This is a genomic window from uncultured Methanobrevibacter sp., from assembly GCF_937898925.1.
Lineage (GTDB): Archaea > Methanobacteriota > Methanobacteria > Methanobacteriales > Methanobacteriaceae > Methanobrevibacter.
In genome coordinates, this window is sequence record NZ_CALDKF010000111.1 from 1 (window position 1) to 15,766 (window position 15,766).

General features: G+C 33.0%; 14 protein-coding genes and 2 tRNA genes. 3 read left to right on the plus strand and 13 right to left on the minus strand.

What is annotated here, in order from left to right; all coding sequences use genetic code 11:
* Together Q0409_RS09110 and deoC are read left to right on the plus strand one after the other, a co-directional pair.
* The coding region (locus Q0409_RS09110; RefSeq protein ID WP_298537331.1) for a tRNA uridine(34) 5-carboxymethylaminomethyl modification radical SAM/GNAT enzyme Elp3 at positions 1-1,520 on the plus strand (1,520 nt) is incomplete at its 5' end.
* A gap of 279 nt (positions 1,521-1,799) precedes the next feature.
* Positions 1,800-2,525, plus strand: coding sequence for a deoxyribose-phosphate aldolase (deoC, locus tag Q0409_RS09115; RefSeq protein WP_298537334.1), 726 nt, complete (start codon positions 1,800-1,802; stop codon positions 2,523-2,525).
* Between the two features lie 81 nt (positions 2,526-2,606).
* Here deoC and Q0409_RS09120 read toward each other — a convergent pair.
* The 8 genes from Q0409_RS09120 to tes form a co-directional block, all read right to left on the minus strand.
* Positions 2,607-2,679, minus strand: a tRNA-Phe gene (locus Q0409_RS09120).
* Positions 2,680-2,682: 3 nt separating this feature from the next.
* Positions 2,683-2,754: transfer RNA gene (locus Q0409_RS09125), tRNA-Val, on the minus strand.
* 377 nt (positions 2,755-3,131) lie between these two features.
* A complete protein-coding gene (locus Q0409_RS09130; RefSeq protein WP_012956484.1) occupies positions 3,132-3,332 on the minus strand; it encodes a histone family protein in 201 nt (66 codons plus the stop codon).
* A 639-nt stretch (positions 3,333-3,971) separates the two neighbouring features.
* Positions 3,972-5,246, minus strand: a complete 1,275-nt coding sequence (locus Q0409_RS09135; RefSeq protein WP_298537338.1) for a tRNA (N(6)-L-threonylcarbamoyladenosine(37)-C(2))-methylthiotransferase — start codon at positions 5,244-5,246, stop codon at positions 3,972-3,974.
* 88 nt (positions 5,247-5,334) lie between these two features.
* The gene (locus tag Q0409_RS09140) at positions 5,335-5,976 is read right to left on the minus strand and encodes an HVO_0476 family zinc finger protein (protein ID WP_298537341.1); all 642 of its coding nucleotides are present in this window, start codon (positions 5,974-5,976) and stop codon (positions 5,335-5,337) included.
* Positions 5,977-6,405: 429 nt separating this feature from the next.
* The gene (gene hacB, locus Q0409_RS09145) at positions 6,406-6,891 is read right to left on the minus strand and encodes a homoaconitase small subunit (protein ID WP_298537344.1); all 486 of its coding nucleotides are present in this window, start codon (positions 6,889-6,891) and stop codon (positions 6,406-6,408) included.
* 81 nt (positions 6,892-6,972) lie between these two features.
* Complete coding sequence (locus tag Q0409_RS09150) at positions 6,973-7,953, minus strand: beta-ribofuranosylaminobenzene 5'-phosphate synthase (RefSeq protein WP_298537347.1); 981 nt, start codon at positions 7,951-7,953, stop codon at positions 6,973-6,975.
* Positions 7,954-8,318: 365 nt separating this feature from the next.
* A complete protein-coding gene (gene tes, locus Q0409_RS09155; protein ID WP_298537350.1) occupies positions 8,319-9,848 on the minus strand; it encodes a tetraether lipid synthase Tes in 1,530 nt (509 codons plus the stop codon).
* A gap of 355 nt (positions 9,849-10,203) precedes the next feature.
* On the opposite strand from tes, the gene Q0409_RS09160 reads away from it, so the two are divergent.
* A complete protein-coding gene (locus tag Q0409_RS09160; RefSeq protein WP_295606303.1) occupies positions 10,204-10,503 on the plus strand; it encodes a hypothetical protein in 300 nt (99 codons plus the stop codon).
* Positions 10,504-10,623: 120 nt separating this feature from the next.
* Here the strand turns inward: Q0409_RS09160 and Q0409_RS09165 are convergent, their stop codons facing one another.
* From Q0409_RS09165 to wecB, 5 genes are all read right to left on the minus strand, one after another.
* The gene (locus Q0409_RS09165; RefSeq protein WP_298537353.1) at positions 10,624-11,199 is read right to left on the minus strand and encodes a CDP-2,3-bis-(O-geranylgeranyl)-sn-glycerol synthase; all 576 of its coding nucleotides are present in this window, start codon (positions 11,197-11,199) and stop codon (positions 10,624-10,626) included.
* 139 nt (positions 11,200-11,338) lie between these two features.
* A complete protein-coding gene (locus tag Q0409_RS09170; protein WP_298537356.1) occupies positions 11,339-12,031 on the minus strand; it encodes a hypothetical protein in 693 nt (230 codons plus the stop codon).
* 40 nt (positions 12,032-12,071) lie between these two features.
* Positions 12,072-13,094: a hydantoinase/oxoprolinase family protein gene (locus Q0409_RS09175; RefSeq protein ID WP_298537359.1), complete on the minus strand. Its 1,023-nt coding sequence runs from the start codon at positions 13,092-13,094 to the stop codon at positions 12,072-12,074.
* A gap of 88 nt (positions 13,095-13,182) precedes the next feature.
* Positions 13,183-14,358, minus strand: coding sequence for an ATP-grasp domain-containing protein (locus Q0409_RS09180; protein WP_298537363.1), 1,176 nt, complete (start codon positions 14,356-14,358; stop codon positions 13,183-13,185).
* 9 nt (positions 14,359-14,367) lie between these two features.
* Positions 14,368-15,699 carry a non-hydrolyzing UDP-N-acetylglucosamine 2-epimerase gene (gene wecB / locus Q0409_RS09185; protein ID WP_298537365.1) on the minus strand — a complete coding sequence of 444 codons (1,332 nt, stop codon included), beginning with the start codon at positions 15,697-15,699 and terminating at the stop codon, positions 14,368-14,370.
* Between the last annotated feature and the right edge of the window lie 67 nt (positions 15,700-15,766).

Genomic DNA, 15,766 nt, shown 5'->3' on the forward strand with positions numbered 1-15,766 from the left:
AGAAGCCAACCAGAACAATGTCCGGAGTTGCCATTGTGGCTGTCATGTGCCATCCGCACAAATGCCCTCATGGAAGATGCTATTACTGCCCTGAAAGTGATATTGCACCTCCAAGCTATACTGGAGAGGAACCTGCAGCACTTAGAGGAAGAATGTTCAAGTTCCACCCATATGTCCAGTGCTACAACCGTCTTAAGCAATTGCACAAGGTAGGCCATCCAATCGATAAGGTTGAACTCATCATTATGGGCGGAACATTCCCTTCAAAGGACATATGCTATCAGGAATGGTTCGTTTCACAATGCCTAAAGGCAATGAGCGACTTTGGAGTGATTCTTGAAAACATAAGTGAAATTGGAGATATTGAATCATTCAATAAGGAAGACCTTTTAAAGTATCCTCCATATAGCAACAATGCCCTTAAAACATATCCGCCAAATGATTATGTGCTTATAGATGACATTCAAAGAATAAACGAAAGCTCTAAAGTTAGATGCATTGGAATGACCTTTGAAACCAGACCAGACTACTGTAAGGAACCTCATGTTGACAGAATGTTGAATATGGGAGTTACAAGGGTTGAATTAGGTGTTCAAACCATTCATAATCACATCTATGAAAAGATCAAAAGAGGGCATACAGTTGAGGATGTCATTGAAGCAAACAGGATTCTAAGGGATTCTGGAGTGAAAGTGGCTATGCACATGATGCCTGGGCTTTTCCCTCTTGCAAGGGATGAACCTAGAATAGAGCAATGCCCAGAGAAAGATTTGGAAATGTTTAAAACCATTTTTACAAATGAGAACTTCAAGCCGGATATGCTTAAGATTTATCCTTGCCTTGTTACAGATGGAAGTGAACTTCACAAATTATGGAAAGAAGGAAAATACAGACCATATAGCGATGAAGAGGCTGTTGATTTGATAGTTCAAATCAAAAAGATCTTGCCGAAATGGGTAAGGACCATGAGAATCCAAAGGGATATTCCATCCACATTAATTGAAGACGGGGTTAAGAAATCAAACCTTGGGGAACTGGTCTACAATCGTCTTGAAGAAGAGAAAATCAATTGCCAATGCATTAGATGCAGGGAAATAGGCCATAAAAAGACCAAGGAAAAGTATTCCATTGACGATTATAAATTATTTGAAGAGGATTATATTGCAACAGAAGGAAGGGAACACTTCCTATCCATTGAAGATAAGAATGAAGAGACCCTTGCAGGATTCCTAAGATTAAGAATGCCTTCTGAAAAAGCACATAGAGAAGAGATTGATGATAAAACAGCTATTGTGCGTGAATTGCATGTTTATGGAAACATGATAAAAATCGGTCAGAAAGGCAACAATATAGGACAGCACACTGGATTTGGTGAAAAGCTATTGAAGCGTGCTGAAGAGATAAGCATTGACCAGAACAAGGAAGAGCTTTTAATCATTAGCGGAATTGGAGCCAGAAATTATTACCGTAAATTCGGTTATGAACGTAAAGGTCCTTATATGGCTAAAAAATTAGTATAAATAATAGTTTCAATATTTGTTTTATTAAAAAAATATCAAAAATTGAAACAATCAGACAAGTCAAAAGTATTATATAGTTTGAAGTTAAACTAACTATTATATACATATAAAACTAATATTGATTTAATCCTAATTCATGAATTAAAATAGAAAATTCTTGAATTAGAATTCATAAATTATTATATTTATTGGAGATTAAAATTTAATCAAATATTAAATAATTATTAAATTATATCTATTGGAGATTAGAATCGTTTTAAAAATAGGGAGATGACTTAAATGATCAACAAAGCTGAAAAACTAGCAAAAGCTATTGAATTTACTCATTTAGATAATACTGCAACCGTTGAAGAAATGAAAGCATTCTTCGCAAAAGCTAAGGAATATCCTTTTTATGCAGTTGTAGTTTTACCTCATTTTGTTAAATTGGCAAAAGAAGAATTGAAAGACACTGACATGAAAGTGGTAACTGTAATTGACTTCCCATTAGGAGCTGGAAACACTGAAGGAAAAGTTGCAGAAGCTAAAGCTGCAATTGCAGACGGTGCAGATGAAATTGATATGATGGCAAATATCCCATCAATTAAAGAACGTGACTTTGAATACGTTAAAAATGATATCAGAGCAGTGAAAGATGCCATCGGAGACCACATTCTTAAGGTAATTATTGAAAACCCACTTCTCAATGAAGATGAAATGGCAGGAGCTTCCAGAATGTGTGAAGAAGGTGGAGCAGATTTCGTTAAAACCTCAAGCGGATTCAATGGAAAACAGCATTTCCACTCTTTAATGGAAAGCCTAAGAATCATGAAAAAGAATGCTCCTCATCTTGACATGAAAGCAGCTGGAGGAATAGACAACTATAAATTAGCAAATAACGTTTTAGCTGCAGGGGTAACCAAGATTGGAACATCTTCTGGACACATCATTATGGATCAACTCAATCATGTGCTCGATAATCAGAAAGTGGATCCTAATCAAAAAACAGGTCCAAGACTCATATAATAAATTTTCATAATTTATTATTTTTTTCTTTTTAAAAATAGTTCGTATAGAATAAAACTAAATATTCTTGGATAAAAAAAGTGCCGTAGGCCGGACTTGAACCAGCGACATCCAGATCTTCAGTCTGGCGTTCTCCCAACTGAACTACTACGGCAAATGGACCGAACGAGATTCGAACTCGTGATCACCGCCATGTCAAGGCGGTATCATACCCCTAGACCACCGGTCCTTCTTACTCATTAAAATATGTTTATAATTATATATAAATGTTTCTAAATCAAGATATTTTGAAATTTAAATTGGAAAATTCCTTTTTAAAAATCACTCTTTTTATTAACGAAAATCTAAAATACCGATGTCTAGAGCCTATCTTCTAAAATGATAGACATATTAAGATATGTAAATAATTACTTATAAACTTAATGGAAAAATTAATTGAAGAAATAATAATATGAAACAAAATAGCATATAAGTAGGAAAAATAGCAAAATAAATAGTTAAAAAATTATAAGAAATAGATAAAAATAGATAAAAATTTAAAAAAAAATAATTGGCCAATAAAGATCTTGGCCAATAGTTAACAGTTAAAAACTAGAGATAACAAAATTATTTGATTGCTAATTTGATATCTTCAGCTTTTACGGTTTTTCTACCAGCGTGGCGTGCGAAATTAACTGCTTTTTTAGCTAATTCGTCACCTTTTTCTTCAAGAGCTTCAGCTAATGCAACTTTTGCATCATCACTAATTCTTTGTGCGCCAGCATTTTTTAAGATACGACCGACAGGTGCGATTGGTAATTCACTCATATTTTCACCTCCAATTGAAAGTGTGTTTTACCTAGTATATAAATGTTTTGTTTTTTTAAGGCCATTAAATCACTTATTATCCAAAAAATAGTTATAAAAATATAGATTTTCTAATAATGAGAAATATTAAAACTTATTAAAAAAATTTAATAAAAAATATATGAAAAATGGATATTTTAAAGCCATAGAACTCTTAAAAATTAAACCTTTTAAAAACTCTTAATTCTTTAAATAAAAAGCCAAATATCTTTATTTTAGCAAATAAATAACAAATAGTCTTTAAAAAAAGCAATAAAAGAAATTTTTCTTTAAAAGCAATATAAAAGATAGATTAGTCTTTAAAATAAAAATACAAGTTAAATTAAAAGTTATTTCAAAAAATAATCAATTTTAAAAGAGTTTTTTATCTAAATTTTCTAAGAATTTTCCAAATAGGAAAATAATGAAAATTTTAGAGTAAAAGCAATGATAATTTGAAAAAAATCCTTAAAAAAATAATTAAGGAATTATTCATTTAATAAAAGGAAAATAAGAAAAAAATAAAAGAAAAAATTTTTAAAAATAATTTTAAAAAATCAGCAAACAAATAAAAAATGAGAAAATAATTATCTAAATATTAAACAAAAAACCAAAAAACAATTAAATTTTATGGCCAATCAAATAAGTTCCAGTTGTCTCATCAATATGAACTTTTATAAATTCACCCAATTCAACATCCTGAACAACCACTGGAATATAGGAATCTGTTTTTGCAATGAAACCGCCTTTAGAACCTTTTCCAACGACCAATGCATTTAATTCCTGACCCTTTAGGCATTTGTTTTCCTCTTCAATGATTCCAAATTTAATATCCGAGAGAATTTTGGATCTTCTCTTCATGTCTTCAAATGGAATATTTGGAAGATCAGATGAACTTGCACCTTCCCTATGCTGATACTTGGATAAATGAATCAGATTGAATTTGATCTCTTCAATCAAGTCTGCAGTCATCAAGAAATCTTCTTCGGTTTCTGTAGGATAACCTATAATTATATCTGTAGCTAATGTAAGGTTTGGAATTTCCTCCTTGAACCTATAAACAATTTTCTTGTAATCCTCAACTGTATGATTTCTTCTCATATGCTTCAATACTGCATCACTGCCAGATTGAATAGGCAAATGGATGAAATTATATACCTTTTCCATCTTAAATGCATCAATCAGATTCTCAAGGTCATTTCCTATGTTCTTAGGGTGCATCATTCCAACACGCACTTTGAAATCACCATCTAAACTAGCCACTTCCTTGATCAAGTCAGATAAGTTTTCACCAGTATCCTTACCAAATGCAGAAGTGTCTTGAGCGGTAAGCTCAATTTCAACACAGCCATCTTCAATAGCTTGTTTAGCTTCCTTTACAATATCTGCAATAGGGTAACTGTTTAGATGTCCTCTTGCAAAGCGAGTGCAGCAGTAACTGCAGGCGCCTAAGCAACCTTCACAGATTTGGATAACATGAACATATGGGTCTTGACGTATTTTAGGAACACAAACCTTAGGCTCATCTGAAAAGCCAAACTCTCTGGAAACCTCCCCAGCAATAGCTGACTTGACAACATCAGCAGTCTTGTTCAATTGGTGAGGGCCAATCCAAGAGCAGTTAGGTCCAATCGCATCAAGCTTCTTAGGATCCACCTCAACCATACATCCCGCAACAATGATTTCCTTATCTGGAAATTCATTTTGAAGCTTTTTGATTCTATTTATCACCTTGCTTTCTGTAGGCAATTTTACATAACAGGTGTTTACAATAATTGCATCCGCTTCCTCTTGATTATCTACAATATCAATGGAATTGGCATTTAAGATACCTGCCATAATTTCAGAATCGGCTTGATTGAATGTGCATCCGTAAGTTTCTATAAATACTTTCATATTATCCTCTAAAAATAAAAATAGATTATAGGGGATTGAATATATCATCCCAATAGAAAATTTTAAATTGTTTTAAATTGTCGTTAAATTAACTTTTATGTTTATTCAAAGGCTTTGCCTGAACAATGTATTTGGTTAAATCATAATCAAAATGATTGAACTTAACAGGTTTTGCATAAACCCTTTTAATGACTTTTGCCTTAGCATAACCTTTAGTGGTTTTTCTCTCTTCTGTCTTGATTACATGTACTCTTGCAACATACTTGTCAATCTTGAGAATATCGTCAACAGCTATCTTGAAGTCACGTTCTGTTTCACATTTGAATGAAGCGACTTTTCCATGCAAGTCAATGGAAACTCCAAAACGTGCAGGAATCTCTTCAGATGACGCCCAAATGGTCTTTACATCACGAGCAATAGCTTTCTTAACTCTCTTTTCTCCTTCAAGCTCTAAAGAAGTGATCTTCACTTTTCCAAGCTCGGACATTAAGAAATCCCCAACAGCAAGTTGTTCATCAGGGAATAAGTCAATGAATATCTTATGAGTATCTTCATGTTCACTAATGATTAATCTAAATGGTTTTGGGTTATCCTGAGAAATTCTTTCATTATAAACAGATCCGCATTCATCACATTTCAATAGGAATTCTCTGATTTCCTTATTTTTACCCTTGATAAGCTTATTCTTTAGGATGATTGCTTCATCAGATCCGCAAACTGGACAAACCATATTTTCACCTCACTATCTTCTGTTACATAACAAATTATAAACATAGCTAAAAATCAATCTAAATTTAAATCTCAATAAAAATAATAAATTAAAACATATTAATTTTTCATGACTTGAAAAATTAAGAAAACAATCAAAAATAGCTATGTCATTAATTTTAATTAATAAATTTAATTGATTATTATAATATTATAGATTAAGTTAATTATAAACTTATGTATTGATTATAATTAATCTTAAAAAATTAATTTTAAAAAATCATTAAAAAAAATATGAAAAAACATATTTCTTAAAAAAATTTCCATAAAAAAATAAAAGAAAAAATATATTCCAAAATGATGGCATTTAAAATAAAAGTTTGATTAATTTAATAAATAGTTTACTATAACAACACTAATTTAAATAAATAACCAAACAATTTAATTGAACTTATTCTTTTTCTTTTAAATAATGTTTAACTAGACCACCATCAGACAATATATTTATCATGAATTCTTCAAAAGCTTGGAATTCAACTTCAATGTTTTTAGTTTCATTGACAATGATTCCTTGCTCCAAATCAACAGATACAATATCACCATCATCTGCTTCAATGTCTGCAACCACAACAGGAAGACCTATGTTGATTGCATTTCTATAGAAGATACGTGCAAATGATTTTGCAATGATCGCTTCAACTCCTGCTGCCTTGATAGCTACTGGAGCCTGTTCCCTTGAAGAACCGCAGCCAAAGTTTTCACCAGCAAGAATCAAGTCACCTTGCTTTACATTTTTGGTGAAATCTGCTCTTTCTCCTTCAAGAACATGTTCTGCCAAATCCTTTGGATTGAATGTTCTTAAATATCTTCCAGGAATGATGACATCTGTGTCAATGTTATCTCCAAAATTCCAAACCTTTCCTTTAATTTCAGCCATAGTATTCACTACATATATAAAATTTTTAATAAAATTCAAAAAAGTAATTTAAAAAATAAAAAAAATAGTTAGATTTTAAAACTATTTTTCAATTACATAACCGTGGTTTTGCGCTTTGGTTACTTTTACCTTATCCTTACCTACAATCTCTTCTGCAGCCTTCACGATATCCTTATTGTCATCATCGAAGACAGTGTATAAGGTAGGGCCGAATGAACTGATACCAGTACCATAAGCTCCCGCATCATCAAGTGCTTGCATAGTAGGCAAGTAATGTGGGTCTAAACTGTGTTCAAGCTTATTGAAACCAACTTTTTGAAGTTCCTTAATTGCCCAACCGAAGTTAACAATGTCCTTTTCAAGCAAGAATGGAAGCAAGTTCATTAAGATTAAATGGGAAACCTGTTCCACTTCAGTTTTTGGGATAGGGCAGTATGTTTGGAAAACATTTACTTCCTGTTGGTCATGCATATGCTCTTCAACTTCAGGCATAGCAAGCAAAATGTTCCATTCTTCAGGGAACTCATATCTTGCAATCAATGTAGCAGGTTTTGCTTTAGATGCAGAAGATGGCAAGAATCCAGGTTTCTCTTCTAGACTGTGTCCTCCATCAACAATAAATCCACCTAAATCATGTGCAAAAGTACCGATACCAGAGGTTCCTCCTCTTCCAACCATAGTACTTAATTCTCTGCTTGAAAATTTAAGTCCTGCAGTTTCAGTCATCAAGTGAGCGGTACAAACTGCAATTTGAGTACCGGAACCTAATCCTGAATGAGCAGGGTAAGCTTCTAAAACTTTAAAATGGAATCCAGATTCAATATCACAAATCTTTGCAATTTTCTCTGCAGCATTTGGAATCTTTTCTAAACATTCTTCTCTGGAATCCTCTCTAATGCCATCAGCAAATTCTAAGGTAAATCCTTTTTCATTGGTTTCTTCACTTTCTAAAACAAATTGTGGATCGCTAAGTGCGAGACCTATACCACCATCAATTCTCTTATATGATCCATTCAAATCAATAAGAGACATATGTAATCTTGAAGGTGCTCTAATAATCATAATTTCACGACCATTTTAATACTTATTCAATAATGGAAAAGATAAAAAAATTTCAATTTATCTCCTAAAATCCATTATCAAATCTTATAATTTTAATTAAATTACAATATTTAACAAACTTAAATATTTCAATATTAATATATTAATTTTATTATATAAACTTATTGAAAAATTTTTATAAAAATTAGATAAAATTAGAAAAGATAACAATGAAAAATAGAAAATAATGGAAAAATAGGGAAATTGAATAATAATTAAAAAATGATAGCAGATAAAAAATTATTAAAAATAGAAAAATAGTTAAAAAATAGAAAGAAAATGAAAAAGAAAAAAATAGAAAAAAGTTGAAAAATAATGAAGATTATCTAATCTTCATCTTCCTCTTCTTTTCCAGTCTTGTCATTGAATTCAGTCATTTTCTGATTTAATGGAACTGAGAATTCATCTTCAATGCCTTGTCTGTAAATGGAGTTCATGGTACAGAATGGAATGACTCTTCCATCAGGCACTGCATAGTGAATAACACAGTCTTTTACCCTATCAGTGTCGAAGTTGAATGGGTCCATGAAATGCATACAGGAAATGAGCAATGAATTTACATGGAATTCACCTAAAGCATCATAAGATTGGTCTTTAAAGATATCGAAAATGATCTTTTTCATATCCAATCCAGCTGGTGCTTCTTCTTCCTTAAAGATTTTATTGAAGTTTTTAGCAGCATTTGCAAAAATTCTGGATTTAATCGCAAATGAACCTGATTCTAATTTTTCAGTGTATTTGTTAAGGAATGCTAAGAACTTATCAATATCAATGAATCTTGTGATAGGAATGATCTTACCATCTTCAATAAATATGTAAGTAGCTGAACCACAGTGTTGGTGACAGTTTAAGGTTACTGGAGGCTCTTCATTTCTTAAAGCTCCGATGAATTCAGATACAGGTTGTACAGATGTAGCTGAATAGAAATCATCTTTGGAGATTTGACCTTCAGTTTGTTCATCAACCAATTTCAAGAAGTCAGGAATAGTGATTCTTTGCTCTTCAACTTGGTCAGATGGAGTTCTTCCAGAGAATGAAACAGGTTGGAAATTGACACCATGAATAATATCAATGTTTTCAATAGCAAATCTGATAATGTCTCCGACTTGCTGGTCATTAACACCTTTTACAACAGTAGGCACAATTACAACACCTAAACCTGCTTGTCTACATTTTTCAATAGCTTCCAATTTAACATCCAATAGGTTTTTGCTTCTTGCTATTAAATAAGGCTCTTCAGTTACACCATCAAATTGCAAGTAAACAGTGTTTAATCCTGCATCTTTTAATTCTTGAGCATAACCTTCTTTTTTAGCGATTCTTATACCATTGGTAGCTATTTGAGTATGATTAAATCCTTCTTCTCTAGCCATTCTGATTAAATCAGGCAAATCCTTCCTTACAGTAGGTTCACCACCAGCATATTGAATAGCTGGAGCAGGAACAGGCTTTTCATTTCTTAAGTTCCTGAGCATTTGACGGATTTCATCTTGAGTAGGCTCGAATAATTTCTTGGAAGTTGCTGCATTTGCAAAACAGATAGGGCATTTTAAATTGCATCTGTTTGTTACATCAATTAATCCTAAAACTGTGTAAGATTCATGCTCTGAACAGATACCACAATTTGAAGGACATTTTGCAACTTTCTCCACCATAGGATTTTCCAAGTCTTGAGTGATTGAGTCAACTTGATCGATTCTGTTGTATAACTCTGCATCACTCCAATAAGTATTATTAAATTCCCCATGTTCTGGACATTCTTTTTTAATCCAGACTTTACCGTCCTCTTCATAAACCTCAGCTTCTAAAGGCTTGAGGCAGATAGGACATAAACTAGTTGTATTTTTAATATGCATCTTTTCACCACAATTGATTTTTTTTTAATCCATAATCTGTGTAAATATAATTCTTAAAGTTAGTATTCCTAAACAAAAGTTTAATAAAAAGCTCATTACTAAAAATAGTAAACTGAACTAAGCTTTTAAAAAACTTACATTAACATAATATATTTAATATATCCTTTTTAATATTTAAACTTAATATATAAAATAGCATAAGAACTGAAAAAATGACAGATAAATAATTCAATGAAACACTGAATGATATGACAAAAAATATAACCAGATAATGAAATCCATATTAAAGTTTTATAAATCAGTTTAAATAATATATAATTAAGAAAACATATTTTAAAGAATTTAGGTGCATGGCATGAAATTAAGTGAATGGATTAAAGCAAATAACATACCTAATAACAGAATTTTAAAAGTCCTTGAATATTACGAAAGCATAGACCCAATAACATTCAACGATCCAGAAGATGTCAAATCGGAAGTTGAGGAACACGGATTAAGATGGGTAGCAAACAAATATGGAGTTCGTGAAAAAGAGCTTAAGGAATATGGTTGGAGATTTAAGAAACGAGATGAGAAAGGTAAAAAAAGAGAGGAAACTCCAATCATTAAAACAAATGAGCAAAAGCCATTAGTTGATATTTTTGATGATGAATAATTTAAAAATAGAATAAATCATTAAGAAAGGTAATGATAGATTAAAAGTTAAAAAACAAAAATAGAAAAATAGTTAAAAAATAGAAAAAAGGACTTTAATACAGGACTAATAAACACAGAACTAATACCAAACATCCTTAATTCCAAGCAAATAAGCAATCATATTAGAGCCTAAATGCAAAATAAGAGTTAAAACAGCAACTATAATGAAAAATTCCCAGCTGATCTTAACGACCAATAAGCTTAAAATCAATGCACCTACTACGAAATCCAATTGGTCCATAATAGGAGCTGGCTCTCCACTTTGAAGGCCAATCCTTCTTTTTATGAAACTTCCAACTAAATCTCCTAACAATGCACCGAAAGCCATTAGGAATCCTAAGATTAAACCACCGGTTATGCTACCATAAACTGGAAGATCTATTATCCCACTAGTCAAGACACTTAAATCTCCATAAAAGGTACCGACGATTCCTAATACTGCTCCAACGATGGTCCCAAGAATTGTACCATTTATTAGGCCTTTCCATGTTACACCATTACCAATAATCCTACGCCCATCCTTGCATTCCTTTCCACCATCAACGGGTGTTCCTCCACCAAATGCAAGACCGCTAAGGTTAGCAACGTAAGCAGGGAGCATAAAGTAAATTGCACCTAAAATAGCTATCAGTAATTTAAAAATTTCAATTTCCATTATTTGCCTCAAAATTAATTTAATTCATTAATCTAATTTGAATTAATTATCTTCATTTAAAACTATATTTTTAATTATTAATAAATTTAAGTATATAAGCTTATGGGTAAGTTTTTAAAGAGAGATGAAAATCATCCACTCATTGATTGATCAAACGATTATAAGAAGCATCCAACAACCTATAGGATTCAATGAATGCAATGGTTTTTGAATCTGTTTCTGGAATTTCATAAACAAATACACGAGTTCCTGTTTCAACTAAAGGAGTGTCTACCCTTTTGATTGATGTGCTTTTTGAAGGTCTTGTCTTATTTCTCTTATAATAGTTAAATCCGATATCACCAGTAACCTCTTCAGCCAAGTCTACAGATGCGTTATCCATAGTAGGGGTTGCTATATAATATCCTTCCCCATAACCCGGCTCATGGTCATGACCTATAATGACCAAATCAGGATCCAACTCAGCCACATCGTTTACAACATAATCATGAACGAGAGTCTCCCCATTGGCTCTGCCTCTATTGAAGTCTTCTGGAGAATCTGTCACCTTAATCTGATAGTTTATGACTTCCACATCACCATGAGAAAATGCAAAGGCTCTGCAAACTAGAGGAAGAATGAGCTTATGCAGCTTTTCCCTGGAATGCATACCTGAAACAACTGCAATTTTCACAGTGGTATCATCTGAGTGAGTATAGTTGACCTTGGTAACACTCCCTAAATTATCCTCACCAATAATTTCACTGCTTCCTTCAGTTAGAATAAAAAATCCTAAAATAGCTGCAATGATAATTATCAAGCTAATTATGATGATCTTAATCTTTTTACCCATAATATCCCAAGAATGTCATACAGAAAATAAATCTAAATGCTTAATCCAAGTAATTTTTCATCATGATTGCAGTGCCTATAGCTGGAGCGACGGTACATTCATCATCACTATAGAAGTCACCCATTGATTTAACATCAAGACCTAATAATTTAGCTGCCTCAGCACATAAGATATCCTTTCCAAGACCAGTCACTATAACCTTGTCCAATCCTTCCCTGTCTGAGACTTCCTTAAGGCCAGCAGCTATCTGCTTTACTTGCTCCTTGTGAATGTAATCAGCCATTTCCTTAATGTCATCCATTGACAATATATCCAAATCTGCACATACAACCCTTGAGATTCTTCTTGCAGACTCTTCCTTGGATTTTCCTGCACCATCGCAGGTAGCGCATACATAATCTTCATCTTCAATCAAATCAAGGACATTGTAGACATCTGCAGTGATTGCAAAGAGTTCAGAAGCAACCCTATAGGTTTCTCCATTGAGTGGAATTGAATCAACAAAGCTTGTCAAATTGGTTCTTAAGGTTCCTGTATAGACAAGCTCACCAGTAGCAGATCTTTCAAAATCGGTTCTACCCTTAGCACATTCCTTTCCATCCTTGATTGGAATGATGTCTGTGGTTGTACTTCCAGTATCTACAAAAATGCAATCCTTTTCAATTTCAGCAACAATGTGTGAAGTGGCAATCCAGTTTGCAGCTGCAACTTCAATAGGGTTTGCAATAAGCTCAGCAAGTGACAATACCTTATCTGTACCTATATATGCAACAGGACAGTCAAAGAGCTTTTCACAAGTGGTTGCAATATCTAACACCCCTTGTGCCTTTGTCTCGAATGCATCCACTAACTCAGCAGTCATGGAAATTCCTACAGCATCTATCTCATCAACTGGACAGATCTTTTCTATCAAATCATATAAGACATTTCCCAATCTTTCATTTTGAGACCACATAGGCAAGTATTCAAATACAGTTTGAATATCCTTTATTTCACCATTTTCATATTCCACAATTGCTAAATCGGTATTTGCACCACCGATATCAAAACCTGCTACTTTCACATTATCACCAAATAAGTATAATTATTCCCCTTTTTTTCTAAAATTCATAAATTATAAAAACTAATATTTATCATTATTTTCATTATTTTTATTTTTCCAATTTTATTTCTAAAATTCCATCATCATTCTTATAGAAACTTGCTTTAGAACTATAAGCTATTTCACCAATATCCTCAACGCTTATCTTTTTATCAATCAAATCAATGATTGTTTTAGCAATATTGATGTTTATGATCTTTTGAAGCCCCACATATGAAGTGGTGAACCTTGAGTTAATCTCCAAAAGATAAATGTAATCACCATCGATAATAAAATCAATTCCTATAAATCCTTTTAGTCCAGGAACATATTCACAAGCCAATTTTGCATACTTAAAGACTTTTTCCTTCAAAGGATGTTCATATGGGACATATCCTCCAAGATATTCCCCTCCATTTTCATCAATTTCAACGATCTGTTTATTCAAGCTTATAGGAAGCGCTTCCTTGCCGTCACTGATTAAGCAGACACTGCAAATGTCCCCTTCAATGTAAGGCTGAACGATGAATCTTGAACCCTCACCATAAATTTCCTCCAAGTCATCAATATCCTTTTTAGAGGCTATTATCTTGATGTTATCGCAATCCACACCAAAACGTGGCTTTGCGATGAGCTTGTTCTCTTTAACTACTTCCTTATCAGAATTATCCAATACAGGAATGTCTTTAGGCTTTTGCATTATAGGAACTGCATTATCATTGCTTCCCTCCCCATAATCACCATTGATTGTGTCAAAGAAGATTTGAATAGCCCTTTTCCAATAGGTTTTCTTGTTCAATAGAATGTTATATGTCATTGGCTGAGGTATTCTATTTGCCAAATAATCAAAGGTTTCATACTTGTCAGATGCAAGGTTCACTGCAAAATGGTCACTGCCGTAAACCTTCATATCCTTGGATTCAAGCAATTTAGTTAAATTGTATAGATTATTGTCATTTTCAGCTGCAATGAACATTGCCCTATCAAATACATAAGCTTCCCTTTCAATCCAATCGTCAAGAGCTTCTTCAATAACTACAGTTTTTATATCAAAGTCAAAGTCATCAAAGATGTTTTCAAACTGTTTTGCAAGCAAAACAAAAATATCCTCATCCTTCAAATCAGTTACAAGTGATCTTATCAACTCTACCGCTTCTGAAACTATTGATAAATCTTCTACGCCAGAAGCAGTAAAGTATTCAAACACCAATATTGAATCATCATTCACATCTTTTAAATCAAGCATATTGCCACCTTAATTAGCATAATCCTCATAGATAATTGTTAATCCATTTAAATTCAAATCATCATAAGGGAATTTAATTTCTTCACCGTCAAAAGCAATCTTAATCAATGAATTGTTGTTTTTCTCAAACTCATCCACAGTAATATCCTCATCAATGACTTTCATCTTCCTTGTAAAACTTGACATCACTTCGTCAGGAGCTTCCATTTTTAAGTTATCATTTTTATCTGCATCTTCTATGATTTTAATCATTAGCTCTGCTGCATTTCCCATTCCATATGGGTTTTTAGCTGATTTCATCTTATTTGCAAACTCTTCATCATCCAAAATTCTTCTTGCATTCTCAAGTATGACTTCCTTATCGGAACCTACAAGGATGTTTCCACCTGCAGTAACGGTTTCAGGCCTTTCAGTATTGTACCTTAAGGTAAGTGCAGGCACGTCAAGAGTGATCGCTTCCTCTTGAAGTCCTCCAGAATCTGTTAGGATAATTGTGGATTTTGAAATGAGAAGAAGGAAGTCAAGATAACCGACTGGTTTTATGATATGAATATGTTTGAGGTCATTTAATCTATCAAACAAGCCGAAGTTCTCCATTGTCTTCTTGGTTCTTGGATGAATTGGGAAGATGATGTTCATGTCATCAAGTTCCTCCAAAGCTTCTATGATATTGGTTAATCTTTCTTTATCATCAACTGTTTCCGCTCTGTGCATTGTTAAGGTAAGGATGTTTTCCATATTATCAATATCAAGCTCTGCAAGACCTTCATCATATTCATCTTTTTCCCTATTCTTGGATATTTCAAGGTTTCTGAAGCATGCATCCACAACAGTGTTTCCTGTGATGAATATTCTTTTTCTTGAAATTCCTTCCATAGCAAGGTTAATTGCAGACTCTTCAGTTGGAACAAAGTATAGTTTGGAACATATGTCTGCAGCAAGCCTGTTGATTTCTTCGGGCATAGTCTCATCAAAAGAACGAAGCCCCGCTTCCACATGACCTACTGGAATGTGCAATTTGCTTGCAACAAGTGCACCTGCAAGCACTGCATTTGTATCTCCCTGTACAAGCAGGATATCAGGTTTTTCATCTAAGAGAACCTCTTCAATACCGTCCATCATTTTGCCAGTCTGCTTTCCATGTGAACCTGATCCAACATGAATGTTATAGTTAGGGGTAGGCAATTTCAAGTCAATGAAGAAATTTTCAGACATTTCCTTGTCATAGTGCTGACCAGTGTGAATCAAAAGCAATTCATGGCCACTCTTTTCAATCTCATCCATGACGGAAGCCATTTTGATTATTTCTGGCCTTGTTCCAAGTACAATAGCTATTTTCATTTTTAAACATCCTATAAGTTAGTTGATAATTTAATTAAAATCGATTATTTGGTTTTGAAAAATTCTT

Excerpts from the sequence above, each read along its gene's own strand:
- deoC (WP_298537334.1), top strand. The coding sequence starts at position 1,800 with ATGATCAACAAAGCTGAAAAACTAGCAAAAGCTATTGAATTTACTCAT.
- Q0409_RS09130 (WP_012956484.1), bottom strand. The coding sequence starts at position 3,332 with ATGAGTGAATTACCAATCGCACCTGTCGGTCGTATCTTAAAAAATGCT.
- Q0409_RS09135 (WP_298537338.1), bottom strand. The coding sequence starts at position 5,246 with ATGAAAGTATTTATAGAAACTTACGGATGCACATTCAATCAAGCCGAT.
- Q0409_RS09140 (WP_298537341.1), bottom strand. The coding sequence starts at position 5,976 with ATGGTTTGTCCAGTTTGCGGATCTGATGAAGCAATCATCCTAAAGAAT.
- hacB (WP_298537344.1), bottom strand. The coding sequence starts at position 6,891 with ATGGCTGAAATTAAAGGAAAGGTTTGGAATTTTGGAGATAACATTGAC.
- Q0409_RS09150 (WP_298537347.1), bottom strand. The coding sequence starts at position 7,953 with ATGATTATTAGAGCACCTTCAAGATTACATATGTCTCTTATTGATTTG.
- tes (WP_298537350.1), bottom strand. The coding sequence starts at position 9,848 with ATGCATATTAAAAATACAACTAGTTTATGTCCTATCTGCCTCAAGCCT.
- Q0409_RS09160 (WP_295606303.1), top strand. The coding sequence starts at position 10,204 with ATGAAATTAAGTGAATGGATTAAAGCAAATAACATACCTAATAACAGA.
- Q0409_RS09165 (WP_298537353.1), bottom strand. The coding sequence starts at position 11,199 with ATGGAAATTGAAATTTTTAAATTACTGATAGCTATTTTAGGTGCAATT.
- Q0409_RS09170 (WP_298537356.1), bottom strand. The coding sequence starts at position 12,031 with ATGGGTAAAAAGATTAAGATCATCATAATTAGCTTGATAATTATCATT.
- Q0409_RS09180 (WP_298537363.1), bottom strand. The coding sequence starts at position 14,358 with ATGCTTGATTTAAAAGATGTGAATGATGATTCAATATTGGTGTTTGAA.
- wecB (WP_298537365.1), bottom strand. The coding sequence starts at position 15,699 with ATGAAAATAGCTATTGTACTTGGAACAAGGCCAGAAATAATCAAAATG.